Origin of the sequence: Polaromonas sp. CG_9.11, from assembly GCF_015752225.1 — a bacterium.
In the GTDB taxonomy this organism is placed as follows: Bacteria; Pseudomonadota; Gammaproteobacteria; order Burkholderiales; family Burkholderiaceae_C; genus Polaromonas.
The window spans coordinates 23,434-49,569 of record NZ_JADOVE010000015.1 but is presented as its reverse complement, the minus strand read 5'-3'; the positions used below and the strand labels follow the sequence as shown (position 1 = coordinate 49,569).

At 62.5% G+C, this 26,136-nt stretch carries 23 protein-coding genes; 10 read left to right on the top strand and 13 right to left on the bottom strand.

Annotated features, from left to right (window positions below):
- Window positions 1–68: 68 nt before the first annotated feature.
- The 13 genes from pdeM to IWX85_RS13135 all read right to left on the bottom strand — a co-directional run bounded on the left by pdeM (window position 69) and on the right by IWX85_RS13135 (window position 14,288).
- Window positions 69–755 (bottom strand): ligase-associated DNA damage response endonuclease PdeM, encoded by a 687-nt coding sequence (pdeM, locus tag IWX85_RS13200; protein WP_196870050.1) that lies wholly within the window; start codon window positions 753–755, stop codon window positions 69–71.
- Entirely contained in the window at window positions 755–3,781 is a 3,027-nt protein-coding gene (locus IWX85_RS13195; RefSeq protein WP_370584281.1) for a ligase-associated DNA damage response DEXH box helicase, read from the bottom strand. Before IWX85_RS13195 ends, pdeM begins: the two co-directional genes overlap by 1 nt.
- Window positions 3,778–5,448, bottom strand: a complete 1,671-nt coding sequence (locus IWX85_RS13185) for an ATP-dependent DNA ligase (RefSeq protein WP_196870049.1) — start codon at window positions 5,446–5,448, stop codon at window positions 3,778–3,780. The genes IWX85_RS13195 and IWX85_RS13185 overlap by 4 nt, the downstream gene beginning before the upstream one ends.
- Window positions 5,445–6,530, bottom strand: coding sequence for a ligase-associated DNA damage response exonuclease (locus IWX85_RS13180; protein ID WP_196870048.1), 1,086 nt, complete (start codon window positions 6,528–6,530; stop codon window positions 5,445–5,447). The genes IWX85_RS13185 and IWX85_RS13180 overlap by 4 nt, the downstream gene beginning before the upstream one ends.
- A 243-nt stretch (window positions 6,531–6,773) precedes the next feature.
- On the bottom strand, window positions 6,774–7,190 hold the full coding sequence (locus tag IWX85_RS13175; protein WP_036806934.1) for a F0F1 ATP synthase subunit epsilon: 417 nt from the start codon (window positions 7,188–7,190) through the stop codon (window positions 6,774–6,776).
- 125 nt (window positions 7,191–7,315) lie between these two features.
- The gene (atpD, locus tag IWX85_RS13170) at window positions 7,316–8,740 is read right to left on the bottom strand and encodes a F0F1 ATP synthase subunit beta (protein WP_036806937.1); all 1,425 of its coding nucleotides are present in this window, start codon (window positions 8,738–8,740) and stop codon (window positions 7,316–7,318) included.
- 48 nt (window positions 8,741–8,788) lie between these two features.
- Entirely contained in the window at window positions 8,789–9,655 is an 867-nt protein-coding gene (gene atpG / locus IWX85_RS13165; RefSeq protein ID WP_196870047.1) for a F0F1 ATP synthase subunit gamma, read from the bottom strand.
- Between the two features lie 151 nt (window positions 9,656–9,806).
- Window positions 9,807–11,360 carry a F0F1 ATP synthase subunit alpha gene (gene atpA / locus IWX85_RS13160; protein ID WP_036806942.1) on the bottom strand — a complete coding sequence of 518 codons (1,554 nt, stop codon included), beginning with the start codon at window positions 11,358–11,360 and terminating at the stop codon, window positions 9,807–9,809.
- A gap of 60 nt (window positions 11,361–11,420) precedes the next feature.
- A complete protein-coding gene (locus IWX85_RS13155; RefSeq protein ID WP_196870046.1) occupies window positions 11,421–11,960 on the bottom strand; it encodes a F0F1 ATP synthase subunit delta in 540 nt (179 codons plus the stop codon).
- A gap of 16 nt (window positions 11,961–11,976) precedes the next feature.
- On the bottom strand, window positions 11,977–12,447 hold the full coding sequence (locus tag IWX85_RS13150; RefSeq protein ID WP_036806948.1) for a F0F1 ATP synthase subunit B: 471 nt from the start codon (window positions 12,445–12,447) through the stop codon (window positions 11,977–11,979).
- Window positions 12,448–12,487: 40 nt separating this feature from the next.
- The gene (gene atpE, locus IWX85_RS13145) at window positions 12,488–12,736 is read right to left on the bottom strand and encodes a F0F1 ATP synthase subunit C (RefSeq protein ID WP_011799683.1); all 249 of its coding nucleotides are present in this window, start codon (window positions 12,734–12,736) and stop codon (window positions 12,488–12,490) included.
- 74 nt (window positions 12,737–12,810) lie between these two features.
- Window positions 12,811–13,713 (bottom strand): F0F1 ATP synthase subunit A, encoded by a 903-nt coding sequence (gene atpB / locus IWX85_RS13140; RefSeq protein ID WP_196870045.1) that lies wholly within the window; start codon window positions 13,711–13,713, stop codon window positions 12,811–12,813.
- Between the two features lie 14 nt (window positions 13,714–13,727).
- The gene (locus IWX85_RS13135; protein WP_196870044.1) at window positions 13,728–14,288 is read right to left on the bottom strand and encodes an ATP synthase subunit I; all 561 of its coding nucleotides are present in this window, start codon (window positions 14,286–14,288) and stop codon (window positions 13,728–13,730) included.
- A 92-nt stretch (window positions 14,289–14,380) separates the two neighbouring features.
- Between IWX85_RS13135 and IWX85_RS13130 the strand changes: the two genes are divergently transcribed.
- The 10 genes from IWX85_RS13130 (at window position 14,381) to IWX85_RS13085 (ending at window position 26,119) form a co-directional block, all read left to right on the top strand.
- Window positions 14,381–14,923, top strand: coding sequence for a DUF4149 domain-containing protein (locus IWX85_RS13130; RefSeq protein WP_231379758.1), 543 nt, complete (start codon window positions 14,381–14,383; stop codon window positions 14,921–14,923).
- A gap of 64 nt (window positions 14,924–14,987) precedes the next feature.
- Window positions 14,988–15,578: a DUF2062 domain-containing protein gene (locus IWX85_RS13125; protein WP_196870043.1), complete on the top strand. Its 591-nt coding sequence runs from the start codon at window positions 14,988–14,990 to the stop codon at window positions 15,576–15,578.
- A 57-nt stretch (window positions 15,579–15,635) separates the two neighbouring features.
- Window positions 15,636–16,538 carry a D-amino acid aminotransferase gene (locus tag IWX85_RS13120; RefSeq protein ID WP_370584280.1) on the top strand — a complete coding sequence of 301 codons (903 nt, stop codon included), beginning with the start codon at window positions 15,636–15,638 and terminating at the stop codon, window positions 16,536–16,538.
- Between the two features lie 23 nt (window positions 16,539–16,561).
- On the top strand, window positions 16,562–16,864 hold the full coding sequence (locus tag IWX85_RS13115; RefSeq protein WP_196870095.1) for a YbeD family protein: 303 nt from the start codon (window positions 16,562–16,564) through the stop codon (window positions 16,862–16,864).
- 343 nt (window positions 16,865–17,207) lie between these two features.
- Entirely contained in the window at window positions 17,208–18,761 is a 1,554-nt protein-coding gene (locus IWX85_RS13110; RefSeq protein WP_231379757.1) for a site-specific DNA-methyltransferase, read from the top strand.
- Window positions 18,761–20,482, top strand: a complete 1,722-nt coding sequence (locus IWX85_RS13105; RefSeq protein ID WP_196870041.1) for an RNA-binding domain-containing protein — start codon at window positions 18,761–18,763, stop codon at window positions 20,480–20,482. Before IWX85_RS13110 ends, IWX85_RS13105 begins: the two co-directional genes overlap by 1 nt.
- Window positions 20,483–20,633: 151 nt before the next feature.
- Entirely contained in the window at window positions 20,634–23,342 is a 2,709-nt protein-coding gene (locus IWX85_RS13100) for a DEAD/DEAH box helicase family protein (protein WP_196870040.1), read from the top strand.
- Between the two features lie 13 nt (window positions 23,343–23,355).
- A complete protein-coding gene (lipB, locus tag IWX85_RS13095; RefSeq protein ID WP_036806963.1) occupies window positions 23,356–24,048 on the top strand; it encodes a lipoyl(octanoyl) transferase LipB in 693 nt (230 codons plus the stop codon).
- A 28-nt stretch (window positions 24,049–24,076) separates the two neighbouring features.
- Entirely contained in the window at window positions 24,077–25,075 is a 999-nt protein-coding gene (gene lipA / locus IWX85_RS13090; RefSeq protein WP_036806966.1) for a lipoyl synthase, read from the top strand.
- 183 nt (window positions 25,076–25,258) lie between these two features.
- Entirely contained in the window at window positions 25,259–26,119 is an 861-nt protein-coding gene (locus IWX85_RS13085; protein WP_196870039.1) for a DMT family transporter, read from the top strand.
- Window positions 26,120–26,136: the final 17 nt, after the last annotated feature.

The following is a 26,136-nucleotide window of genomic DNA, read 5'->3' as shown; positions in this document are numbered from 1 at the left end:
ATAGCTACAATCCCTCAAAGGACGGGCGGAAAAGACCTTTTTTCCAAAAAACGCATTGCTAACTGTGGTCAGCGCCCGGGTGGCACGCGCCAGACTGCCCCGCCACCAACGGCATACAGCGTTCGCCCGGCCTGCCGCTCCACCTGCCAGCCGCCGGTGAATTCGCCAAAGGCCGGCAGCACGGCGCAATGCTTGTCCACACTGAAACAGGGCAGCCGCATGTGGTCGCGGCCCGGTCCGCGCAGTGTCAGCGCAGGGTGCAGGTGGCCGGCCAGCACATAGCGCCCGGCATCGGTTTGCGGATGGTGGCAAGCGGCAAACGGGCCCATCGGCCAGGGTTCGTCGACCACGCGGATGCTCAATGCGGACGGTGGATCGCCGGCGCGGCTGTCATGGTTGCCGCGCACCAGCAGGCACTCCAGCGCCGCATGGCTTTGGCGCCAGTGCGCCAGCTCGGCCAGCAGCGAAGGGGTCCGGGCCTGCGCCGCATGCAGGAAATCACCCAGGAACACCAGCTGCGCCGGCTGGTAGTGGTTTAGCAAGGCACTCAACCGCGCCAGGTTTTCGCGCGTCGTGCCGGCGGGCACCGGCTGGCCCAGCGCCCGGTAGGTTGCTGCCTTGCCCAGGTGCAGGTCGGCCACCCACAGCACCCGTGCGGCCGGCCACCACAGCGCATGCTCGGGCAGCAGCCACAGCGTCTCGCCAGCGCATGCAATTGCCAGGGGGCGGCCCGGTGCAGGTTGTTCGTCCGGCATCACACGCCTGGCCTGCGTCCCGTGGCGCGGCGCGGCGCGCGCACCTTGACCGAGCCCTTTCCAGCGGAGGGGCGGGACAAGGTGTCCTGCGAAAACGCCAGCGACAGGCGCACGTTCTGGGCAGCAGAATCATTGTCGTCACGCGCCTTGCCCCTTTCCTGAGAGCCGGCCGGATCATCGGCTGCCTGGTCGAGTTGCACCACCATGCGTGCAATCCGGTCGGCCACGCTTTCATTGGACAGTTGCTCCCGGAAGCGCTCGACCATCAGCGGAAAGGCAAAGGGCGTGGGCCGGGCCAATACCTTGATTTTCAGTTGTTGGCGGCTCATGCGTTCGAGCGCCGCCTGCAGCCGGCCGATCTCCAGTTCCTGCGACAGCAGTTCCTGTTCGGCCTGCAGCAGCAGGCGATTGGCCGGATCGTATTTTTTAAACACTTCGTAGAACAGCGATGACGAGGCCTGAAGCTGCTTGTTGCTGCGTTTTTCACCCGGGTAGCCCTGAAAGATCAGTCCCGACACGCGTGCGATCTCGCGAAAGCGGCGCTGCGCCAGTTCGCTGGCATTCAGGCTGGCCAGCACTTCATGAAGTAGATCGCCCCCACGCTCCCCACTGCGTGTGGTTCGCTGCCCCCCGGGAGGGTCGCTGCGCCTGCGGCCCGGCGAAGCCGGTTCCGCGGCCCTGGCTGGCGCAATACCGTCACCACACTCACTCGACGGGCCGATTGCCGGCATCAGGACCTGCGGCAGCAAGGCAGGCCAGTCCACCTCGGTGGCGCTGAGCAACTCGAAGCCGTAGTCGTTCACCGCGATGGAAAAGGTTCGCGGCGCCTGCTGCGCCACGCGCCAGGCCAACAGGTTGGCCAGGCCCAGGTGCACGGGGCGGCCGGCAAACGGATAAACAAACAGATGCCAGCCTTCGCGGGTGCGCAGCACTTCGGCCAGCAGTGTTTGCGGCGTCGGCAAGGCCGACCAGCGCTGCTGGAGTTCAAGCAAGGGTCGCATGGCCTGGAGTTCTGGCGTGTCGTAAACCCCTTGCTGTGCCAGCGCCAGTTGCTGCACCACCGCATCGGCCAGTGTTGTCGACAGCGGTAGCCGGCTGCCGCTCCAGCGCGGAATGGCTGGGCGCTTGCCCGCCGCGCGGCGCACCCAGGCGGTCATCTCGTGGATGCGCACCAGTGCCAGCAGCCGGCCGCCGAACAGGAAGCAGTCGCCGGGCTTGAGGCGCGCCGCAAAGCTTTCCTCCACCGTGCCGATTTTTGCGCCGCCGACATACTGCACCGCCATGCTGGCATCACTGACGATGGTGCCGATGTTCATGCGGTGGCGTCGCGCCAGCCGGGCATCGGGCACGCGCCACACGCCCTCCCCGTCCGGCACGGCGCGCCGGTAGTCCGGGTAGGCCGCGAGCGACGGGCCACCCTGGGCGACAAAGGACAGGCACCAGTCCCAGCTTTCCCGGGACAAGCCGGCATAGGCCGCCGTGCTGCAGACCTCGGCATACAACGCATCGGGCATGAAGCCGCCGCCCAGCGCCACCGTGACCAGGTGTTGCACCAGCACATCGAGCGGCTGGTCGGGCGAAGTGCGCGACTCGATGTGGCCGGCGGCAATCGCGACGCGCGCCGCCGCGCCTTCCGCCAGTTCAATGGCCAGGGTGGGCACCAAGGTAATGCGCGACGGACGGCCCGGCGCATGGCCCGAGCGGCCAGCGCGCTGGAGCAGGCGCGCCACGCCCTTGGGCGAGCCAATCTGCAGCACCCGCTCGACCGGCAAGAAATCAACGCCCAGGTCCAGGCTGGAGGTGCACACCACGGCCTTGAGTTCGCCGGTTTTAAGGCTCAACTCGACCCATTCACGCACCGCCCGGTCCAGCGATCCGTGGTGTAGCGCAATCATGCCGGCCCAGTCGGGTCGCGCCTCCAGCAGGGCCTGGTACCAGCGTTCGGCCTGCGCGCGGGTATTGGCAAACACCAGCGTGGTGCTGCTTTTGTCGATTTCCGCGATCACCTGCGGCAGCAGGTTCAAACCCAGATGGCCGGCCCAGGGAAAGCGGTCCACCTGCGGCGGCAGCAGCGTGTCGATCAGCAGTTTTTTCGGCACCTGGCCTTGGATCAGCAAGCCGTTGTCATGGCCGAGCAGCGTGTGCATCGCTTCGCCTAAATTTCCCAGCGTGGCCGACATGCCCCAAATCACGAGTTGCGAAGCGTGTTCGGGGAAGCCCCCATCCCTGCCTTCCCCCAGAGGGGGAAGGCGCAATGCGGGTTCGGCAGGCGCAGACACGCCATCCTCTTCAGGCAAGCCAGGGCCGCGGAACCGGCTTTGCCGGGCCGCAGGCGCAGCGGCCCCCTCGGGGGGCAGCGAACCACACGCAGTGGGGAGCGTGGGGGCCTTCAATCTGGCCAACGCCAGCTGCACCTGCACACCCCGCTTGTTGCCGAGCAGTTCGTGCCATTCGTCCACCACGACCATCCTGACGCTGCCCAGCACGTCCCTGGCATCGGCGCGTGCCAGCAGCAGCGACAGGCTTTCGGGCGTGGTGACCAGCACCGTTGGCAGCCGCTGGTTCTGGGCGCTGCGTTCGCCGGCCGCCGTGTCGCCGCTGCGGGCGCCGGCGCTCCAAGTGGTAAAGCGTGGCGTTCCGTCGTCGTTCAGGGCGGCGTTCAAGGCTTCCAGCGGCGGCAGCAAGGCACGCAACGTGTCGGCCGCCAAGGCGCGCATCGGCGTGATCCACAACACGGTCAATGGTGCGGCTGCAGGTTTTTTCGAATTTTTCGGCTTTGCTATTTTTTTAATAGCTGCCTGCGCACGTCCCACTTGCGCAAAGGCACTAAAAGCCATCAAGCCGCCAAGCCAGACGGCATACGTCTTGCCCGCGCCGGTGGTGGCATGCAGCAGGCCCGAGCGGCCGTCCGCCACCGCTTTCCAGGCCTCGCGCTGGAATTTGAAGGGTTTCCAGCCGCGGCCGGCCAGCCAGGCATCAAGCACCTTTTTTGCCGCTGCGGCCGCCGAGGGTTGGGCCACGGTCATCCCGGCAACAGGGCCGACAGCGTTTGCAGTGTGTCGGCCTCGGGCACCGGCTTGTCTTCGCGCCAGCGCAGCATGCGCGGAAAGCGCACGGCAATGCCGCTCTTGTGGCGTGGGCTGCGGGCAATGCCTTCAAAACCCAGCTCGAACACCAGCGTCGGCTTGACGCTGCGCACCGGGCCGAAGCTTTCCACCGTGGTCTTGCGAATGATGGCGTCGACGCGCGCCATCTCGGCATCGGTCAGGCCGGAATAGGCCTTGGCGAAAGGCACCAGCTTGCGGTCAGCCTGTTGCGGCGGGCCGTCCCACACGGCAAAGGTGTAGTCGCTGTACAGGCTGGCGCGCCGGCCATGGCCGCGCTGTGCGTAAATCAGCACCGCGTCGATGCTCAGCGGGTCGATCTTCCACTTCCACCACAGCCCCACGTCCTTGGTGCGGCCGACGCCGTAGGGCGCCTCACGCTGTTTGAGCATCATCCCTTCGACGCCCAGGGACCGCGCCGATTCGCGCTGGCGTGCCAGGTCCGGCCAGCTGTCACCCTTGAGCACCGGGCTGGGCAGCAGGGCGGGATGGCGCAGGTCGGCGAGCAGCGTGTCCAGCAAGGTCCGGCGCTGCGACTGCGGCAGCGCCCGCAGATCGCGCTGCTGCCATTCCAGCAGGTCGTAGGCCAGCAGCACCACCGGCATGTCGCGCAGCAGCTTGGCGCCCAGCGTCTTGCGTCCGATGCGTTTTTGCAGGTCGGCAAACGGCTGCACGCTGCCTTCGCTGCCAGGCAGATCAAAATTAGCGCGCCAGACCACGATTTCGCCGTCGAGCACCGTGCCGTCGGGCAGCGCGGCGCCCATGGCCGCCAGTTCGGGGAAGCGTTCGGTCACCAGTTCCTCGCCGCGCGACCACAGCCACACCTGGCCGGCGCGCTTGACCAGCTGGGCGCGAATGCCGTCCCATTTCCATTCGATGATCCAGTCCTGCGGCGTGCCCAGCAGGACATCGAACTGGGCCAGCGGCTGGTTAAACGGATGCGCCAGGAAAAACGGATAAGGCTGGCTGCTGGTTTGCGGGTTCATCTCGCCGGGGCTTTCGGGCGCAACCATGGCGGCATAATCGGCCGCTGTCGGCTGGCCGGTGATATGGGTGTAGCCCATCAGGCGCTGGGCCACCCGCTTGGCATCGACGCCGGCGACAGCCGCCAGTGCCTGCGTGACCTGCAGGCGCGACACGCCGACGCGAAAGCCACCGGTGATCAGCTTGAAATAGACCAGCCGTTCGTCCAGCGCCAGTTGGCTCCATTGCTGGCGCAGCAGATCTGGCAGGTCGTCGGGCGCGGTCTTGCGCAAAGGCAGCAAGTGCTGCTCAATCCACGTTGCCAGGCCGATGTCGTGGCTCCCGGTCGGCGGCGGGAGCAGCAGCGCCATGGTTTCGGCGAGGTCACCGACCGAATCGTAGCTTTCGTCGAACAGCCACTCGGGCAAGCCGGCGGCATCCTGCGCCAGCTGGCGCAGCACTTTGGTCGCCACCAGCTGACGCGGCTTCCCGCCGGCCAGAAAATACACCGCCCACGCGGCGTCCGCAGGGGCGGCCTGATGCAGGTAGCGCTGCAGCGCCGCCTGCTTGGCCAGGCTGGAGGTGGTGGCGTCGAGTTCGCGGAAAAGAGCTGAAAAGGCTTTCATGAAGCAGCATCGCCCGGGAATGGCGCAGACGCAGGCGGCGCACCTTCGGGTTCGATGCCGCCCTTTTGTGCCGCAGCCAACGGCGGCGCCTGATCGGCAATGTCGTCATCGCCGCCATATTCGGTCTTGAAGCCTTGCGCATCCAGGCCGCGCTCGCGCAGCCAGCGCACCATCACCGCCACGCTGCCATGGGTGACAAAGACGCGCTCGGCTCCTGTGCCGTCGATGGCGCGCTGCAGGCCGGGCCAGTCGGCATGGTCGGACATCACGAAGCCACGGTCCACGCCCCGGCGCCGGCGCGCGCCCCTGAGCAGCATCCAGCCGCTGGCAAAGGCATCGGAATAGTTGCCAAAACGGCGCATCCAGGGCGTTCCCTGCGCCGACGGCGGTGCCAGCACCAGCGACTGGCTTATGGCGGCAGCATCCACCTCGGCCACCGTGCGGGTGGCGGGCAGCTTGGCGCCCGCCTCCCGGTACACCCGGTTCAGCGGCTCAACGGCGCCGTGCGCAATGATCGGGCCGATGCTGGCATCAACGCCGTGCAGCAAGCGTTGCGCCTTGCCAAAGGCATAGCAAAACAGCACCGACGCACGTCCGGCCGCCGCGTTGCCGCGCCACCACTGGTTGATGTCGGCAAACAGCTCGGGCTGCGAAGGCCAGCGGTAAATCGGCAGGCCAAAGGTCGATTCGGTGATGAAGGTGTTGCACGCCACTGGCTCGAACGGCGCGCACGTGCCGTCGTCCTCCAGCTTGTAGTCGCCCGAGGCCACCCAGACCTCGCAGCCATGCTCGACGCGCACCTGCGCCGAACCAAGCACATGGCCGGCCGGATGCAGCGAGATGCGAACCCCGTTGTGCATGACTGGCTGGCCATAGGCCAGCGTCTGCAGGGTGATGTCGCCTAGCCGGGCGCGCAGGATGCCCTCGCCTTTCTCGTGCGCCAGGTAGCGCGCGTGGCCGGTTCTGGCATGGTCGGAATGGCCATGGGTGATCACGGCGCTTTCGACCGGCCGCCAGGGGTCGATGTAGAAGTCGCCCTGCGGGCAGTACAGGCCTTCGGGCCGGGCTACGATCAGATTCATGCGTTGGTCAGGATGAAATGAAAATTCCGGCATTGCGCATGCGCGCATGGCCCCCAGCCGACATCCTAGCGCCAGCGACCCAGTCCCGCCGGGCATGGACAAAGACTTTGCCGGGGATCAGGGATTTACCCGTCAATTTCAACCGCCATGAAAAAAGCCCCTGGCTTGCGGCAGGGGCTCGGATGGCAAGCATCCGCTGCCGGATGTCTGCCGTTGCAGACCGAAGTCTGCACGGATTGGTTTTTATTTTTTCTGGCGGTATTTGCGCAAGGCTGCAATCTGCGCCGCCATGACGGCCAGCTCGGACTGGGCCATCGCAATGTCAATATCGTTCCTGGCATTTTTCAGCGCTTCTTCAGCCAGTGCCTTGGCAGACGTTGCCTTGGCTTCGTCCAGGTCCTTGCCGCGAATGGCGGTATCGCTCAATACGGTGACACAGTTCGGCTGCACTTCGAGAATGCCGCCGGCCACGAAGACGAACTCTTCGGTGCCGTCCGCCTTTTCGATGCGCACGGTACCGGGTCGTATGCGGGTGATCAGCGGCGTGTGGCGCGGGTAGATTCCCAGCTCGCCCGCTTCGCCGGGCAGAGCCACGAACCGGGCTTCACCGGAGAAGATGGACTCTTCTGCGCTGACGACATCGACGTGGATGGTATTCATAGTGTCTCCAATGTAAAAGATGTGGGGAAAGCTGGCGTTTGAGATGAGCCGCTAGGCGGCGCACGGAAATGTGCAAGTGCACATTGAGTACGCCAACAACGCGGCTCGCTCAAAGGCCGGCTTTACTACATCTTTTTGGCTTTTTCGAAGGCTTCGTCGATGGTGCCAACCATGTAGAAGGCTTGCTCTGGCAGGTGATCACACTCGCCGGCCACGATCATCTTGAAGCCGCGAATGGTTTCGGCCAGGCTGACGTACTTGCCGGGCGAGCCGGTGAACACTTCAGCCACATGGAAGGGCTGCGACAGGAAGCGCTGGATCTTGCGGGCACGGGCCACGGCCAGCTTGTCTTCAGGTGCCAGTTCGTCCATGCCCAGAATCGCAATGATGTCGCGCAATTCCTTGTAACGCTGCAGCGTGCCCTGCACCGCACGGGCGGTGTTGTAGTGGTCTTCACCGACCACCGCTGGCGACAGCTGGCGGCTGGTCGAATCCAGCGGATCGACCGCTGGGTAGATGCCCAGCGAAGCAATGTCACGGCTCAGCACCACGGTCGAATCGAGGTGGGCAAAGGTGGTGGCAGGGCTTGGGTCGGTCAAGTCATCGGCAGGCACGTAAACGGCCTGGATGGAGGTGATCGAGCCCACTTTGGTTGAAGTAATGCGCTCTTGCAGGCGGCCCATTTCCTCGGCCAGCGTCGGCTGGTAGCCCACGGCGGAAGGCATGCGGCCCAGCAGTGCGGACACTTCGGTGCCGGCCAGGGTGTAGCGGTAGATGTTGTCCACGAAGAACAGCACGTCGCGGCCTTCGTCACGGAAGGACTCGGCAATCGTCAGGCCGGTCAGCGCCACGCGCAGTCGGTTTCCCGGGGGCTCGTTCATCTGGCCATAGACCATGGCAACCTTGGACTCTTCCAGGTTCTCCAGGTTCACGACGCCGGAATCGGCCATCTCGTGGTAGAAGTCGTTGCCTTCGCGGGTACGTTCACCGACACCGGCGAACACGGACAAGCCCGAGTGCGCCTTGGCGATGTTGTTGATCAGTTCCATCATGTTCACGGTCTTGCCGACACCGGCGCCACCAAACAAGCCAACCTTGCCGCCCTTGGCGAACGGACACACCAGGTCAATCACCTTGATGCCGGTTTCCAGCAGTTCCTGCGAGGGGCTCAGCTCGTCATAGGCCGGGGCCTTGCGGTGAATTGGTGCGGTCAGCGTCTGGTCGACCGGGCCGCGCTCGTCGATTGGCGCACCCAGCACGTCCATGATGCGGCCCAGCGTGGCCTTGCCCACGGGAACGGTGATGTTCGCGCCGGTGTTGTACACGATGTTGCCGCGGCGCAGGCCGTCGGACGTTCCCAGCGCAATGGTGCGGACAATGCCGTCGCCCAGCTGCTGCTGGACTTCAAGCGTCAGGGCAGAGCCTTCCATCTTGAGCGCGTCATAAATCTTGGGCATCTGGTTACGGGCAAACTCCACGTCCACCACCGCGCCAATACACTGAACAATCTTGCCCTGGATGCTTGTGTCCACTAGAGTTTCTTGAGCCATGACCGAATCCTTTTGGTTCTTTAATCTTGTAAATCTGGGTGGCGCGGCTTAAACCGCTGCGGCACCGGCAACGATTTCCGAAAGTTCTTTCGTGATCGCCGCTTGACGCGTCTTGTTGTAAATCAGCTTGAGCTCGCCAATCACGCTGCCGGCATTGTCGGTGGCCGACTTCATGGCGACCATGCGGGCGGACTGTTCGGAGGCCATGTTCTCGGCGACGGCCTGAAACACCAGTGCCTCGACATAGCGAACCAGCAATTCGTCAATCACGGTTTGTGGATCAGGCTCATAGAGGTAGTCCCAGCCGTGCTCGGTCTTGTCAGCCTGCATGCGGTCAGCGGTCAACGGCAGCAACTGCTCGACCACCGACTCCTGCTTCATCGTGTTGATGAAGCGGGTGTAGCAGAGGTAAACCGCCTTGATCTTGCCTTCGCTGTACGCGTCGAGCAGCACCTTGACCGGGCCGATCAGCTTGTCCAGATGGGGCTTGTCGCCCAGTTGCGTGGCATGCGCAGCCACCTTGACGCCGATACGGTTCAGGAAACCCAGGCCCTTGTTGCCAATGGCTACGGCCTGCGCATCTTCACCAGCCGCCTGCATGTCCTTGAGCCTGGTCGTCAGGAGACGCAACACGTTGGTGTTCAAACCGCCGCACAGCCCCTTGTCGGTGGTCACCACGATGAACCCGGTCGTCTTGGCGTCGTTGGACTCCATGAACGGGTGGGTGTATTCGGGGTTTGCCTGACTCAGGTGGGCTGCGATGTTGCGAATCTTGTCGCTGTAAGGGCGGGCCGCTCGCATCCGTTCCTGCGCCTTGCGCATTTTGGAGGCGGCCACCATTTCCATGGCCTTGGTGATCTTGCGGGTGTTTTCCACCGACTTGATCTTGCCGCGTATTTCCTTGCCTGCTGCCATTATTGGACCCCCACGCTTTTCATTTCATGTAATGCGCTGCCCCCCGAGGGGGCCGCTGCGCCTGCGGCCCGGCGAAGCCGGTTCCGCGGCCCCTGCTTGCAAAGGCGGCCCGTCCTGGTGGTTGCTGCGCTCATCGTTCGATTTCGGTTGCTCAGGCAAACGACTTTTTAAACGCAGCCACCGCAGTGGTCAACTCGGCCTCGGAATCCTTGTCCATGGCCTTGTTGGTTTCAAGCTTTTCCATCAGCGGCGCATTCTTATCCTTGAGCCAGGCGTGCAGGCCACTTTCGAAAGCCAGCACCTTCTTGACATCTACGTCGTCCATAAAGCCCTTGTTCACGGCGAACAACGTGGCGCCCATGGCGGAAATGGACAAAGGCGAGTACTGCGACTGCTTGAGCAACTCGGTGACGCGTGCACCACGGTCGAGCTGCTTGCGGGTGGCTTCGTCCAGATCGGAGGCAAACTGCGCAAACGCAGCCAGTTCACGGTACTGTGCCAAGTCGGTACGAATACCGCCGGACAAGTTCTTGATCAGCTTGGTCTGGGCAGCACCACCGACGCGCGACACCGAGATACCGGCGTTGATCGCAGGGCGGATACCGGCGTTGAACAGGCTGGTTTCCAGAAAAATCTGGCCATCGGTGATCGAAATCACGTTGGTCGGCACGAAAGCAGACACGTCGCCGGCTTGCGTTTCGATGATCGGCAGTGCGGTGAGTGAACCGGTACGGCCTTTGACAGCACCTTTGGTGAAGTCTTCGACATACTTCTCGTTCACGCGGGCGGCGCGCTCCAGCAGGCGGCTGTGGAGATAGAAAACGTCGCCGGGGTAGGCTTCGCGGCCTGGCGGACGGCGCAACAGCAACGATACCTGGCGGTAGGCCACGGCCTGCTTGGACAAGTCGTCATAGACGATCAGCGCGTCTTCACCACGGTCGCGGAAGTATTCGCCCATCGTGCAGCCCGAGTAGGCGCTGACGTATTGCATGGCAGCCGATTCAGAGGCCGAAGCCGCCACGACGATGGTGTATTCCATCGCGCCGGCTTGCTCCAGCGAGCGCACCACGTTCTTAATCGAGGACGCTTTTTGGCCAATCGCGACATAAACGCAGGAAACGCCTTTGCCCTTCTGGTTGATGATGGCGTCGATGGCGACGGCGGTCTTGCCGGTCTGGCGGTCGCCAATGATCAGTTCACGCTGGCCACGGCCGATAGGCACCATGGAGTCAACCGACTTCAGGCCGGTTTGCAAGGGCTGGTCAACCGATTTGCGGGCAATCACGCCGGGCGCGACCTTTTCGATCACGTCGCTCAGCTTGGCATTGATCGGGCCCTTGCCGTCGATCGGCTGACCCAGTGCATTGACCACACGGCCCAGCAGTTCAGGGCCGATCGGGACTTCCAGAATACGGCCCGTGCATTTAACGGTGTCGCCTTCGGCGATGTGTTCGTACTCGCCCAGAATCACCGAGCCGACCGAGTCGCGCTCGAGGTTCAGTGCCAGGCCGTAAGTAGGCGTGCCATCTGCCGTGGCAGGAAACTCAAGCATTTCGCCCTGCATCACATCGGACAGGCCGTGGATGCGGACGATACCGTCGGCCACCGACACCACGGTGCCCTGGTTACGGATGTCGCTGCTGGCGGCGAGGCCTTCGATACGGCTCTTGATCAGTTCAGAAATTTCTGCGGGATTGAGTTGCATGACTCTTTCCTTCTTTCTATGTTATTGGCTAAAAACCCGGGACTGCGCGCGTGCGTCAGTTCAGGCGATCAGCGCCATTTTCATTTGTTCCAAACGGGCTTTGACCGAAGTGTCCAGCACCTCGTCACCCACGACCGCACGAATCCCGCCAATCAGCGAGGGATCAAGTTCAAGCTTGACGCCAAGCTTGCGCCCGAAACGCTTTTCCAGCACCGCTGCAATCTCGCCCAAGGCTGGCTCGTCGAGCGGAAAAGCACTGTAAACGATGGCATCGGTGACGCCGCCCGCAGCGTTCTTGAGTGAACGAAACTGGACAGCGATCTCGGGCAGCGCAGACAGACGACCGTTTTCAATCACCAGGCGCAGGAAGTTCCTGGCGGCCGGGGGCAGCGGGTCGGCGTCATTGCCGGCCACACCGGCCATCAGATCAAACACCTGGTCCACACGGGCCTTCGGGCTGTCGGCAAACTGGAGCAGCTGGGCGTTTTGCGCCACAGCCGCCAGCCTGTCCAGCCAGAGGGCGGTGGCATTCAGGTCGGAGCCCTGCGCCTTGAACAGCGCATCTGCGTAAGGGCGGGCAATGGTTGCAAGTTCAGCCATAGTGGTTCTGCCTTGCCTACAGCTCGGTTTTCAGGCGGCTCAGCAGCTCGGCATGAACCCCGGCATTGACTTCCTTGCGGAGAATCTGCTCGGCACCCTTGACCGCCAGCAGGGCGACCTGCTCGCGCAGCGCCTCGCGGGCCTTGACCGTCTGTTGAGCGGCTTCAGCCTGGGCTGCCGCGATGATCTTGTTCGCTTCCTCGACCGCACGGGCCTTGGCTTCCTCGACGATGCCTTGGCCCCGGCGGTCGGCATCGGCCAGACGGGAGGCGGTCTCGGTGCGCGACGTGGCCAGTTCGGCCTCTACACGCTTGTTGGCCGTGGAGAGTTCGGACTTGGCTTTGTCAGCGGCAGCAAGGCCGTCAGAAATTTTCTGTGCCCGCTCGTCCAGCGCTTTTGTGATTGGTGGCCACACGAACTTCATCGTGAACCAGACCAGGATCGCAAAAACGACAGCCTGCAGGAACAGGGTGGAGTTAATGTTCACGGCTTATTCCTTATCGAACGTACCAGGGATGGCCGAAAAATTAACGCAGGACAAACGGATTGGCAAATGCGAACAGCAGGGCGATGGCCACGCCGATCAGGAAAGCAGCGTCGATCAGGCCTGCCAAGATGAACATCTTGGTTTGCAGGTCGTTCATCAGTTCAGGCTGGCGTGCCGAGGCTTCCAGAAATTTGCCACCCATCAGGGCGATGCCGATAGAGGCGCCGATAGCGCCGAGGCCGACGATCAAACCACAAGCCAAAGCGACGAGTCCGAGAATGTTTTCCATGATTGCTCCAAAGATGAGAGGAAAGGTAAAAAGAAAAGGGAAAGAAAAAGCCAACCGCCGTCAGGCGGAAAGGCTTAGTGTGAATCGTGGGCCTGCCCCACGTAAATCAACGTCAACATCATGAAGATGAAGGCTTGCAGCGTGATCACCAGGATGTGGAAGATGCTCCACACGGTTCCGGCAACGACATGCCCAAATCCCAGCCAGAACATCCCCGTCAGGGGGTTGAACTGCCAGGCCCACACGCCGCCCATCAGGGCGATCAGCATGAAGACGAGTTCGCCGGCAAACATGTTGCCGAACAGCCGCATGCCGTGCGAGACGGTCTTGGCGGTGAATTCAATCATTTGCATCAGAAAGTTGATCGGATACAAAAACCAGTGGTCGCCGAACGGCGCGGCGATCAGTTCGTGCGACCACCCGCCAATGCCCTTGATCTTGATGTTGTAGACCAGACAAACCAGCAGCACGCTGATGGACAGGCCCAGGGTGGTGGACAGGTCGGCCGTGGGCACGACGCGCATGTAGGCATGCTCCGGGTCATGGCCTGCAGCGCCGTACAACATAGTCCAGATTCTGGGCAGCATATCGACCGGCAGCATGTCCATGGCGTTCATCAGGAAAATCCAGACGAACACGGTAAGCGCCAGAGGCGACACCAGTTTTCGGCTCTTGGCATTGTGAATCACGCCCTTGGCCTGGCTGTCAACCATTTCCGACAGGATTTCCACCGCTGCCTGGAAGCGGCCAGGGACGCCTGAGGTGGCCTTGCGGGCGGCACGCCACAAGAAGAAGCAGCCAATGACGCCCAGCAAGACCGAATAGATCAGCGAGTCGAGGTTGAACAGGCTGAAATCGACAATGCTGCTTTGCTTGACGCTTTCCAATGAAAAATTTGTCTGCAGATGCTGCAGGTGGTGCTGGATGTACTCTCCAGACGTCGGGGCATGTATTCCAGCGTTTTCAGCAGCAGACATAAGTCACCAATTCGTCAGTTCTTCAAAAATTTTATTGATCGATTCTTGCGCGCCGGGCCAAACCACATGGCCACCCAGTACACCTTCATCGTCACCACGAAACCCGCCAGCAAAGCCAGCCAATTCAATCCTTCAACCAGCCTGGGCGCGGCCAGCAACATCGCCACTGTCAAGGCAATCTTGACCATTTCCCAGACAAAAAATCCAGCCAGCGCCGCATTTCCATGCAGTGCCGATTTTTGACGCGACAGGCCCCGCGCAAACAGCCCGGCGGGAATAATCACCGCCAGCGCACCGTAACCCGCCGACCAGCCCATGCGTGCCTGGCCGGTCAACGACCAGGCCAATGTCGCCACGACGATGCCAACCCCGACCTGCCCTGCCCACACGTACCACAAGGAAAACGGCGGATTCAGTTCCCGAATCTTTTTGGCCTCTTCGTGCGTCAGGGGCTTGAACCCTTCGTCTTGCGCCTCATGTGTCTCTTCTGCCTCGTACGACTTGACTGCCCCTGCAATGCTTGCCACGGCAGGACCCTCAGGACGCTTGCGGAACTTCACTGCTGCGTTTGCCATTGTGTTCCTCACAAATTACATGAAGGTTACGAGCGCCAATCTCAGCAAAGCCTCTGATTATACGTAGAAACCCCTGCCATTTTCCAATAGCCATGCGCCTGCTCTGGATTGGTGTGGTTTCACCGCAGCTTTATGATCAGCCTGGGGCCTTGACCACAATGGCGCCTCATTCTAATGAAAGACTGCCGATGCCTGCGTTGATGAAATTCCTCCATGTTCTTGCTGCCATCGCCTGGCTGGGCGGAATCAGTTTCATGCTGTTTGCTCTGCGCCCTGCGGCTACTGAGTTGCTCGCACCGCCGCAGCGGCTGCCCCTGATCGCGCAAACGCTGCAGCGCTTCTTCAAGCTTGTCTGGGTGACGATCGTGGTGTTGCTGTTGTCCGGCCTGGCGATGCTGATGGGCGTGGGCATGAAGAATGCGCCAGCCGGCTGGCACGCCATGCTGGGGATCGGCTTGGTGATGTTTGCGCTGTTCGGCCACCTTTATTTCGGCCCTTTCCGCCGGCTCGGGCAGGCTGTCAACGCAGCCGATTGGTCTGAAGGCGCTCGGCGCGTCAAGCAGATTGCCACGCTCTCCACCGTCAACCTGGTGCTTGGCGTGCTGGCAATTGGCGCCGTGTTTTTCCTCGCCTGATGCCTCAGCGATCCGGATCGCAGCGCGCCACAAGGCGATCACCCGCCGCGTTGAACACCGCCCCATGAATGCCGACCAGTCCCCGACAAGCGTTCGCAGCAACTGGCGGCTGGCGGGCCTTTCCAGCCGCCTTCGCAGCGCAATGCCCTGCCGCGAGACGCTCGCCGCCCATCCCTGGCTCAAGCCTGTCGCGCACCGCCTGCTGGACCGCCAGTTGTGGCGCGCGCAGCATGAAGCCGTGGCGCGGGGCGTCGCCATCGGGATTTTCTGGGCCTTTGCCGTGCCGGTGGCGCAGTTTGCGCTGGCCACCCTGAGCTGCGTCTGGTGGCGCGCGAACATTCCGGTCGCTGCCGGCATGACGCTGGCGACCAACCCGTTCACCATCGGCTTTTGGCTGTGGCTGGCCTACCAGCTGGGCAGCCTGGTGCTGGACGCGCCACCGCCGCTTGCGCTGGCCGACGGCGCCGGGCTGCTGGCCTGGCTGGGCTCCTTCGGCGCGCCGGCCATGCTGGGCATGGGCATTTTTGCGCTCGGCGGTGCATTGATCGGCTACCTGGTCGTCAAGCTCGTCTGGCGCATGCGCGTTGGCGTCAAACGCTGGCGCAGGAAGAACACGCCCCGCACCGCAGCGACAGCAACCCCACCGGCCGGCTGAACGTCCCCTGCCTTTCGCCATTATTCTTCCCCCAACCGCTGCCTGCAGCCACACCCCATGCCCATGTCTGACGCCAACGCCCTGCCCGACACCCCTTGCTACCTCAACGGCGACTTCAGCACGCTGCGGGACGCCAAGATCAGCGTGCTTGACCGCGGCTTCATCTTTGGCGATGGCGTCTATGAAGTGGTGCCCGCCTACGCCGGCAAGCTGTTCCGCTTTGAGCAACACATGGCGCGACTGGGCCGCAGCCTGGCCGAGCTGCGCATCCCCAATCCGCTGACGCAGGACGGGTGGCGCGACACGGCACTTAAATTAATAGCAGACTATGCCCTGTCAACGGGCGCAGACACGCTAAAAAGCAATCAACTGATCTACATCCAGGTGACCCGCGGCGTGGCCATGCGCGACCACCCGATGCTGCCCGGCTTGACGCCCACCGTGTTCATCATGGTCAACCCGATGAAACTGCCCAGCGAAGCGCAGCGTGCGCAAGGCGTGGCCTGCGTCAGCGCTGGCGATTTCCGCTGGGAAAAGGCCCACATCAAGAGCACCAGCCTGCTGGGCGCGGTGTTTTCGCGCCAGATCAGTTTTGACGCCGGCGCGTTGGAGACCGTGATGTTCCGGGGCGACCACCTGAGCGAAGCCGCCGCCAGCAACGTCTGGGTGGTCAAGGGCGGCAAGGTCATGGGGCCGCCCAAGGACCATCGGGTCCTCGAAGGCATTCGCTACGGCCTGATTGAAGAAATCTGCCGCGCGGCCGGTATTGCGTTCGAGTTGCGCCCCATCTCCCGCGCCGAAGTGCTGGCCGCCGACGAGCTGCTGCTGTCGTCGGCCACCAAGGAAATTTTGCCCATCACCCTGCTGGACGACCAGCCGGTCGGCAATGGCACCCCCGGCCCGGTGTATGCAAAACTGTACGCCGCCTACCAGCAAGCCAAACAGGAGCCATCGACATGAGCGCCGAGAACGACAACGGCAGCATGCCTGAAAACACGCCGGCCACGCCGCCAGACGCAGAAGCCCGCAAGGACTCGCTGATCGAGTACCCGTCGCTGTTTCCGATCAAGGTGATGGGCCTCAAGGCCGACGGCTACGTGCAGGCCATCACGCACATCGCCCACCAGTTCGACCCGGCGTTTGACGCCTCGACCCTCGAGCTGCGCGAAAGCAAGGGCGGCAAATACCTGGGCGTGACCATCACCGTCACGGCCACCAGCCGCGAACAACTCGACGAGCTGTACCGCACGCTGTCCACGCACCCGATGGTCAAGGTCGTGCTGTAAACCGTCCGGCGGGTCGCGTGACGGGGCGGGTGCGCGTTAGGCTATGGGGTTGCTTTTGGCGTCAACCTCTTTTTCTATCCGCATGAATGACTTTCTCGACTACAACCTGCGCCCTCCGCTGCCGCAGCAAAGCCCTGCGGGCCCTCTTTGTGGCGTGTCGAGCCCCCAAAATTGCCGGAGCGCCTGACCGATGCCCACCCTTGACTGGCTCAACCGCGCCCAGGCGTTCACGACTGCGGCCCGCGTGCCCTACCGGCTGCTGGAAGAAGTGTCGGTTCACACGGCCGCCGCCGCGCCGGATGACACCGCCCGGGCAACTGCCCTGCCCGCGCAGGCCGACCTGTTGCAGCCGCAGGAAAAAGCGCCTGACCGATCAAGCGCCACCAGCGGCAACCTGCTGATCCAGGGCGACAACCTCGAAGCCCTCAAGGCGCTGCTGCCGTTTTACCGGGGGCAGGTCAAGTGCATCTTCATCGACCCGCCGTACAACACCCAAAGCGCGTTCGAGCATTACGACGACAACCTCGAACATGCCCATTGGCTGAGCATGATGCTGCCGCGCCTGCAACTGCTGCGCGAGTTGCTCAGCGAAGACGGCTCGATCTGGGTGACGATTGACGACAACGAGGGGCATTACCTCAAGGTGCTGATGGATGAGGTGTTTGGGCGGGGGAATTTTGTAACCACAATCGCTTGGCAACAACGCACCACTCGCGAAAATCGAAAAACTTTTTCCAGCAATCATGAATTCTTGCTGGTTTACGCAAAAAGCCAAACGCGATTTTCAGCTACTCGTAATGACTTGAGTTTGACTGAAGAGGTCAAAGCGCGATACAAAAACCCCGATAACGATCCGCGCGGCGCGTGGCAATCAGTGTCGGCGAATGCTCAGGCCGGGCATGGCACGGCGAAGCAGTTTTACACGCTGGTAGCGCCAAACGGGAAACGACACGATCCCCCAATGGGAACTTGCTGGAGATACACCCTAGATAAAGTCACGAGGGAAATAGCCTCAAACAATATTTGGTTTAGCAAAGATGGCGATGGCGTGCCTCGAATAAAGAAATTTCTCACAGAAGCCAAGGCTGGGCTGACACCTGAAACACTGTGGTTAGCGGACGACGTTGGAACCAACGACTTTGCAAAGAAACATCTGATTGAGCTTTTCCGTGATGGCACATTGTTTGACACGCCAAAGCCCGAATCTCTGATTTCACAAGTTATCCACATCGCCAGCAACCCCGGCGACCTCGTCCTCGACAGCTTCCTCGGCTCGGGCACCACGGCCGCCGTCGCGCACAAGATGGGCCGGCGCTGGATCGGCATCGAGATGGGCGAGCACGCCGCCACCCACTGCCTGCCGCGCCTGCAAAAAGTCATTGACGGCGAACAAGGCGGCATCAGCAAGGCCGTGAACTGGCAGGGCTGCGGCGGTTTTCGCTTCATGGCGCTGGGCGCGCCGGTCTTCGACGAACACGGCCGCATTCACCCCGATGTGCGCTTTGCCACGCTGGCGGCCTTCATCTGGCAGCAGGAAACCGGCAGCGCCTGGCGCGCAGACGCCGCCCAAGCCGGCACGCCCTGTCTGGGAACGCACTATGAATTAGATAGCTGCTTGCGCACGCCGGATATGCGCGAGAGCCCTATTTCATTCATAAAAACACCAAAGTTTGCCTGCTACCTGCTGTTCAACGGCATTCTGGGCGACAAGCGCCCGGCCAGCGGCAACGTGCTGACGCAGGGCGTGCTCGACGCCGTGCTCGCGCTGCACGCCCAAACGCCCGCGCACACTGCCCCGCTGCGGGTGTTCGGCGAAGCCTGCCGCCTCGGGCCAGAGCGGCTGAAGCAGGCCAACGTGACCTTCCGGCACATTCCGTATGACGTGAAGGCACGGTGATGGACACCCCATCGAACGATGCAGAACGGCTTGACCAGTTCAGGCGATTGCCGGTCGAGACGGAATGGCTGGAGTTCAAGGAAGCCAAAACCAGCTTTGATCCGGACGCTCTGGGTCGCTACGTTTGCGCCCTTTCCAACGAAGCCAATCTGTGTAAGCGCGACGCGGGTTGGCTGATTTTTGGTGTCAAAGACAAGATTGATCCGGCGACGGGGACACGTCCGGTACTGGGCAGCCGTTACGCCCCAAATCCGGCGGACATCAACGAGCTGAAACGACAGATTTCTTCGTTCACCGCTCCGGCTTTGGGCTTGGCTGATCCGGTTGAAATTTTTTGCGCCGAATGCACGCCTGGCACGCGGGTACTGATGTGGCGCATTCCCGCCGCCTTGCCCGGTATGCCTGTGGCCTGGAAAGGGCACTATTACGGCAGGTCCCGTGAGGCGATGGGCGCTTTACCACTCAACAAGCTGGACGCATTGCGGGTGCAATCGATTGCGCATGACTGGTCTGCCGTGCTGGCGACCGATGACTGGCGCTTGCTTGACCCGGCGGCCATTGCGTTGGCGCAAGCGCTGTACAAACGTCGCCACGCCACCCATTCGCATCTGCTGACAACGCTGCAACACCAATCCGTGTCGGACTGGCTGCATGGTCTGCGCCTGGCGGTCAACGGCCAACTGACCCGCGCGGCCTTGGTGTTGTTGGGAAAACCGGAGGCGGCAAGCCACCTGGGCGGCCCCACGCCGCGTCTGACATGGGTATTGACGGACCACACCGGCGAGATACAAACCCATCAACACTTTGATTTGCCGCTGATCATGGCGACAGATCCGCTGGTCGCCAAGTTGCGAATCATGACCGTGAACTTGCTGCCGCCCCGGCAAACCGCCCCGCTGAATTTGCCGAACTATGACGATTGGGTGATTCGGGAAGCGTTGCACAACTGCATAGCGCACCAGGATTACGCCCAGGGCGGACGCGTGCGCGTCACGGAAGCGCCTGATTCGCTCACATTTTTCAACCTGGGGTCTTTTCTGCCGGGTTCCGTTGAACGCGTGCTGCGCAGCCGGCAACCCGAACAACGCTACCGCAATGCGTGCCTGGCCCATGCGATGGTGGAGCTTGACCTGATCGAGACGCTCAACAGCGGCCTGCCCAAGATGTTCAGGCTGCAAAAGGAGCGGTTTTTCCCGTTGCCAGATTTTGAGTTTGCGCAGGCGCCTGACTCGGTCAGTGTGCGTGTTTATGGCAAGACGATTGACGAGAACTACAGCCGTCTCTTGATGGAGCGGTCTGACTTGCCGCTGGAGCAGGTGATCTGGCTGGACCGGGTGCAGAAAAAACACAAAGTCGATGCGCTGCACATCACGCAACTGCGCAAGGCGGGACTGATTGAAGGACGCAAGCCCAATTACTTTGTCTCTGCCCACGTGGCAAACGCCACCGATACACGCCCCGAGTACACCCTGAACAAGGGCCTGGACGACCACTATTACAAGAGACTCATCCTGCAGCACATCCAGAAATTCAAATCAGTGCCGCCTCCCGAGATTCGGGCCTTGCTTCTGGGAAAACTGCCTGACTCGCTCACGGCCACGCAAAAGCAGGTGAAGATCAAAAATTTGCTGGCGACGCTGCGTGTGACGGGACTCGACGGCCTAAGAATCACGACCAGCGGATCAGGCAAAGGTGCGCGATGGGAACTGGTCAAGCCCTGAGTTTTCGGATAGTTGCGGAAAAATTAACCCGAACTATCCGAAAAATTATCCGAAAATCGCCTGTCTTATAAAAAAATAATCAATCAAATCAAATACTTATAGATTTATAGCGGGCTTCAATTAATCCGTAAAAATCTATTTGAAAAACCCAATGACCACCCTCTCCCTCAAGTCCTACCAGCAAGCCGCCCTGGACGCGCTGGCCGTTTTCGCCCGCGCCGCCCAACTCAAAGGCCCGGTGCTGGCGTTTCAGGAGCTGGTGGGTCGCACTTACAACGCCGACGCCTTTGGCGACGTGCCGTGCGTCTGCCTGCGCATTCCCACGGGCGGCGGCAAGACGTTGCTGGCCGCGCACGCCGTGGCGACGCTGGCGCGCGAATGGCAGGCGAATGACGCGCCGGTCGCGCTGTGGCTGGTGCCCAGCGACACGATTCGCAGCCAGACCCTAAAGGCGCTGCAAACCGCCGGCCATCCGTATCGCGATGCGCTGGAAGCCCATTACGGCGCCGGAGTGCGGGTCTGCGTGCTGGACGACCTGGCCGCTATTGCGCCGGACGACTGGGGCCGAAAGGCCGTCGTGGTGGTCGCCACCATCCAGAGCTTTCGCATTGACGACACTGGCCAGCGGAATGTCTACAGCTTTTCGGAAAATTTTGAGCGGCACTTTTCCGGCTGCGACGAACAGCTGCTGCAGGTGCTGCACGACTTGCCCGATGCGGTGGTCACCAGCGCCGATGTGGCGGCGGACCGTTCAGGCGTGCTGCGCGGCCGCGAGGGCCAGCCGCGCTGGAGCCTGGCCAACTGGCTGGCGCTGCACACGCCGTTGTTGATCGTCGATGAGGCGCACAACACCAAGACCGACAAGAGTTTCACTGCCCTCAAGCGCCTGAACCCGAGCGCGATTCTGGAACTGACGGCCACGCCACACATGACAGGGACAGCGGCCAAAACCAATGTGCTGTGCCACGTCAGCGCCCAGGAGCTGGCGGCGGAAAGCATGACCAAGCTGCCGATTGCACTTAGCGAGCATCCGCAGGGCTGGCAGCAGGCGGTGTTTGCCGCCGTGCAAAACCAGCGCGCGCTGGAAGGCGAGGCACTGAAGGATGAAACCGGCGGTTACGGCTATGTGCGTCCCATCGTGCTGTTTCAGGCGCAGAACGAGAACGACGACGTACCGCCCGAAACCCTGCGCCGGCACCTGGAAGACGAGTTGCACATTCCAGGCGAACAGATCAAGGTGGCGACGGGCGACACGCGTGAACTCGAAGGGCTGGACCTGGCGGCCCGGAGCTGTCCGGTGCGCTTTGTCATCACCGTGCAGGCGCTGCGCGAAGGCTGGGATTGCCCGTTTGCCTATGTGTTGTGTTCGCTGCAAAAACTCTCCAGCGCCACGGCGGTCGAGCAGTTGCTGGGCCGGGTGCTGCGCATGCCTCACGCCAGCCCGCGCGGGCGCGATGCGCTGAATCGGGCCTACGCGCATGTTTGCGAAGCCAAGTTTTCCAGCGCCGCCAGCGAACTGGCCGACCGGCTGATCAACCACATGGGTTTTGAGGCGCTGGACGTGGCGTCAATGGTGGTGCAGCAATCCTTGTTGCCAATTTCGCCAATTTTTGAGTCAAATCAGCCCCTGGCGCATGCTGAAACTGCGCCAGTAGCTACTGATTTCGTAGCAAATACACCGTCTGTGGAATTGCTGGCAGCGACGGGTGTCGAGGTGGCGCAGATCGGCGGCGAGGAAAAGCTGGTCGTCACCGGCCACATCAGCCCCGAAGTCGAGGCGCTGCTGATCGACCAGGTGCGCGGCACCAAAAAGCAGGACGCGGTGCGCGGCAAGGTGGCGCAGCACAACGCGCTGGTGGCCGCCCAGAGCGCGCCGGCCTCGCGGGGCGAACGCTTCGCGCCGATTCCGACACTCGCCTACCTCAACACCCCGCAAGGCCAGCTGTTTCCGCTGGAGCGCGAAGCGGTGCTGGAAGCGGTGGAGCTTGACCTGCTGACGCCTGACGCCGTGCGATTGCCGGGTTTCCAGATCGTCGAGCAGTCCAACGGCTTCGAGATTTACCTGTTGGACGCGCACATCAGGCTGCGCGCCGCCGATGCCAGCCAGATTGCCATGGATTACGGGCAGTACGGCTCCAGCACGATTACCACCGAAGACCTGGTGCGCTGGCTCGACCAGTCGCTGTTCCAGAAGCTGCCTGACCTGACGCAAGGCCAGCGCAGCAGTTATTTTTCAGCGGTGGTCAGCCATTTGCTGCACGAACGCGGCTTGTCGCTGGTGGCGCTGGCGAAGGCGCGCTTCAAGCTGGCGCAGGACATTGAAGCGCGCATTGGTGATTTAAAGGACAAGGCGGCGCGGGCCAGCTTTCGGCAACTGGTGCTGGAAGAAGCCTGGACGATTGAGCCCGACTGGACACGGCCGCTGGTGTTTGAAGCCAGCCGCTACCCGGTGCCCGCCGGGTCGCGCTATGGCGGACGTTACCAATTCGGCAAACATTTCTATCCGGTGCTGGCCGACCTGAAAGACGGCGGTGAAGAGTTTTCGTGTGCACAGTTGCTGGACCAGCACCCCACCGTCAAACACTGGGTTCGCAACCTGGTGACCGCGCCCTGCGGCTTTTCGCTGACAACGTCAAAGGGCCGCTTCTTTCCGGACTTTGTCGCCGAGCTGCTCGACGGGCGCGTGGCGGTGGTTGAATACAAGGGCGCGCATCTGCTGAACGACCCGTATGAAATCGAAAAACGGCAGGTTGGCACCTTGTGGGCGCGCAAAAGCCAGGCGCGTTGCCTGTTCGGGCAAATCGCCTTGCAGCAAGGCGGTCTGGGCATGGCCGGGCAACTCGACGCCTTGCTGAACTGAAAGCTGGAGGACCATGGAAACACGACAACTCGGCCGGGTCGATTACCTGCCCACTTACCAGGCGATGCAGGATTTCACCGCCACCCGCGATGACAGCACGCCGGACACGCTATGGATTTGCGAGCATTCTGCGGTCTATACGCAAGGGCTGGCGGGCAAAAGCGAGCACATCCTGAACCCCGGAGAGATTCCGGTGGTGCAAAGCAACCGGGGCGGCCAGGTGACGTTTCACGGCCCGGGCCAGGTGGTGGTGTATCCGCTGATCGACCTGAAGCGGGCTGGGTATTTCGTCAAGGAATATGTCTACCGGATTGAAGAGTCGGTGATCCGCACGCTGGCGCATTTCGGCGTGACCGGGCACCGCGTCGCGGGCTCGCCCGGCATCTACGTGCGCATGGACGACCCGTTTTCGCACGCTCGGCTGTCTCTCCCTCTCCCTGCGGGAAAGGGCGGGGGTGAGGGTCTCCCTGACCCTTTTTTCGGCCTTGGAAAAATCGCCGCGCTGGGCATCAAGGTCAGCCGGCATTGCACCTACCACGGGGTGGCGCTGAATGTGGCGATGGACCTGGAACCCTTCTCGCGCATCAACCCTTGCGGTTACGCAAACCTGAAAACCACAGACCTTTCTACAATCGGCGTGTCGGCCAGCTGGCAGGAGGCAGCCGACGTGCTGGGCCAAAAGCTCGCCACCCACCTCGCGCCCTGACCTGACCCCAACCCATTACAAGCACACCATGAGCACACCCGAAGTCGTCCGCGAAGTCCAGAGCCTGGAAAACTACAACCCGCTGGCCAAGCAGAAGGCGGCGGCCAAGCTGTCGCGCATTCCGGTCAAGGTGGTGCAGGGCGAAATCCTGAAAAAGCCCGACTGGATTCGCGTCAAGGCCGGCAGCCCGACCACACGCTTCTACGAAATCAAGCAGATCCTGCGCGAGAACAAGCTGAACACGGTGTGCGAGGAAGCCAGTTGCCCGAACATTGGCGAATGCTTCGGCAAGGGCACGGCAACGTTCATGATCATGGGCGACAAGTGCACCCGGCGCTGCCCGTTTTGCGATGTCGGCCACGGCCGGCCCGACCCGCTCGACAAGGACGAGCCGCTGAATCTGGCGCGCACGGTGGCCGCGCTGAAATTGAAGTACGTCGTCATCACCAGCGTGGACCGAGACGACCTGCGCGACGGCGGCAGCGGCCATTTTGTCGAATGCATCCAGCGGATCCGCGAACTCTCGCCCGGCACGACGATTGAAGTGCTGGTGCCCGACTTCCGGGGCCGCGACGACCGGGCGCTGGAAATTCTGAAAGCCTCGCCGCCCGATGTGATGAACCACAACCTGGAAACCGCGCCGCGCCTGTACAAGGAAGCGCGGCCGGGTTCCGACTACCAGTTCAGCCTGAACCTGCTGAAGAAGTTCAAGGCGCTGCACCCGGACGTGCCGACCAAGAGCGGCATCATGGTCGGCCTGGGCGAAACCGACGAGGAAATCCTGCAGGTCATGCAGGACATGCGCGACCACGGCATCAACATGCTGACCATCGGCCAGTACCTCGCGCCCTCCATGTCGCATCTGCCGGTGCGCCGCTACGTGCATCCGGACACCTTCAGGATGTTTGAGGAAAAGGCCTACGAAATGGGCTTCAGCCATGCCGCCGTCGGCGCCATGGTGCGCAGCAGTTACCACGCCGACGAGCAGGCACATGCGGCCGGCGTGGCGGACAAGCCCGCGCACTAATCCGCAAGTTGCCGGCTTTTCAATACCGGTTGGCAGGGGTTTTCCTGGCTGCCTGTCAAGCCCCGCAGCGTCCAGGCTGAAGCGCCAAGCGGACCACCCCACCCCCTTGCGGCAGCCCGGGCAGGCGCCTGACAAGGCGCCCTCTGCGCACCGGCAGGCAAAACGCCTTTATGCTCGCCGCCCATGCCTGCCAATTTCTATGCACTGGGCGCCATAGCGCTCTGGGTTTCCCTTGCCGCCCTGGGTGTGGCGCTCCAGCACATCCCGCCGTTCTTGCTGACCGGCATTTCCCTGCTCATGGGCAGCCTGCTGGCATTGCCCTTCGTTCTGAAAGACCGGCGGGCCTGGCAGGTTCCGGCCAGCACGCTGGCGCTGGGCGTTGGCGGGCTGTTCGGCTACCACTTTTTGCTGTTCATTGCCCTGCGCCATGCGCCGGCGGTCGAGGCCAACCTGGTTAACTACCTCTGGCCGCTGCTGATGGTGGTGCTGGCACCGCTGTTCCTGCCTGGCATCCGGCTGCAGGCGCTGCAGGTGGTGGCCGCGCTGCTCGGATTTGCCGGCGCCGCCATGGCCATTTTGGGCGCCAGCCAAAGCACGGCAGGCGGCGGCTGGTCATGGGGTTTTGTACCGGCACTGGCCTCGGCATTCATCTGGGCCAGCTATTCGCTGCTGACCCAGCGCGTCAAGCCCTTTCCGACGGCGGCCATCGGTCTGTTTGGCCTGGTGTCAGGGCTGCTGTCGCTGCTGTGCCACTGGGCGCTGGAGCAGCAGGTGGCGCTGGGCGGCCGCGACTGGGGGCTGCTGGCCGTGATGGGGCTGGGGCCGCTGGGCGCGGCGTTTTTCCTCTGGGACAAGGCACTCAAGCTGGGCGATGCGCGGCAAATCGGCATTTTTAGCTACCTCACGCCGCTGGGCTCGACCGCGCTTTTGCTGCTGGTGAGCGGCCGGCCGCTGAGCTGGAGCATCGGCCTGGCGGCCACACTCATCCTGGGTGCAGCGGCGCTGGGCACATGGCCCGGCTCCGCGAGGCCAGCGGGAACCTGAACCGGCCTGAGGCTGCA

Excerpts from the sequence above, each read along its gene's own strand:
- pdeM (WP_196870050.1), bottom strand. The coding sequence starts at position 755 with ATGCCGGACGAACAACCTGCACCGGGCCGCCCCCTGGCAATTGCATGC.
- IWX85_RS13195 (WP_370584281.1), bottom strand. The coding sequence starts at position 3,781 with ATGACCGTGGCCCAACCCTCGGCGGCCGCAGCGGCAAAAAAGGTGCTT.
- IWX85_RS13185 (WP_196870049.1), bottom strand. The coding sequence starts at position 5,448 with ATGAAAGCCTTTTCAGCTCTTTTCCGCGAACTCGACGCCACCACCTCC.
- IWX85_RS13180 (WP_196870048.1), bottom strand. The coding sequence starts at position 6,530 with ATGAATCTGATCGTAGCCCGGCCCGAAGGCCTGTACTGCCCGCAGGGC.
- IWX85_RS13175 (WP_036806934.1), bottom strand. The coding sequence starts at position 7,190 with ATGAATACCATCCACGTCGATGTCGTCAGCGCAGAAGAGTCCATCTTC.
- atpD (WP_036806937.1), bottom strand. The coding sequence starts at position 8,740 with ATGGCTCAAGAAACTCTAGTGGACACAAGCATCCAGGGCAAGATTGTT.
- atpG (WP_196870047.1), bottom strand. The coding sequence starts at position 9,655 with ATGGCAGCAGGCAAGGAAATACGCGGCAAGATCAAGTCGGTGGAAAAC.
- atpA (WP_036806942.1), bottom strand. The coding sequence starts at position 11,360 with ATGCAACTCAATCCCGCAGAAATTTCTGAACTGATCAAGAGCCGTATC.
- IWX85_RS13155 (WP_196870046.1), bottom strand. The coding sequence starts at position 11,960 with ATGGCTGAACTTGCAACCATTGCCCGCCCTTACGCAGATGCGCTGTTC.
- atpE (WP_011799683.1), bottom strand. The coding sequence starts at position 12,736 with ATGGAAAACATTCTCGGACTCGTCGCTTTGGCTTGTGGTTTGATCGTC.
- atpB (WP_196870045.1), bottom strand. The coding sequence starts at position 13,713 with ATGTCTGCTGCTGAAAACGCTGGAATACATGCCCCGACGTCTGGAGAG.
- IWX85_RS13135 (WP_196870044.1), bottom strand. The coding sequence starts at position 14,288 with ATGGCAAACGCAGCAGTGAAGTTCCGCAAGCGTCCTGAGGGTCCTGCC.
- IWX85_RS13130 (WP_231379758.1), top strand. The coding sequence starts at position 14,381 with ATGCGCCTGCTCTGGATTGGTGTGGTTTCACCGCAGCTTTATGATCAG.
- IWX85_RS13125 (WP_196870043.1), top strand. The coding sequence starts at position 14,988 with ATGAATGCCGACCAGTCCCCGACAAGCGTTCGCAGCAACTGGCGGCTG.
- IWX85_RS13120 (WP_370584280.1), top strand. The coding sequence starts at position 15,636 with ATGCCCATGTCTGACGCCAACGCCCTGCCCGACACCCCTTGCTACCTC.
- IWX85_RS13115 (WP_196870095.1), top strand. The coding sequence starts at position 16,562 with ATGCCTGAAAACACGCCGGCCACGCCGCCAGACGCAGAAGCCCGCAAG.
- IWX85_RS13105 (WP_196870041.1), top strand. The coding sequence starts at position 18,761 with ATGGACACCCCATCGAACGATGCAGAACGGCTTGACCAGTTCAGGCGA.
- IWX85_RS13100 (WP_196870040.1), top strand. The coding sequence starts at position 20,634 with ATGACCACCCTCTCCCTCAAGTCCTACCAGCAAGCCGCCCTGGACGCG.
- lipB (WP_036806963.1), top strand. The coding sequence starts at position 23,356 with ATGGAAACACGACAACTCGGCCGGGTCGATTACCTGCCCACTTACCAG.
- lipA (WP_036806966.1), top strand. The coding sequence starts at position 24,077 with ATGAGCACACCCGAAGTCGTCCGCGAAGTCCAGAGCCTGGAAAACTAC.
- IWX85_RS13085 (WP_196870039.1), top strand. The coding sequence starts at position 25,259 with ATGCCTGCCAATTTCTATGCACTGGGCGCCATAGCGCTCTGGGTTTCC.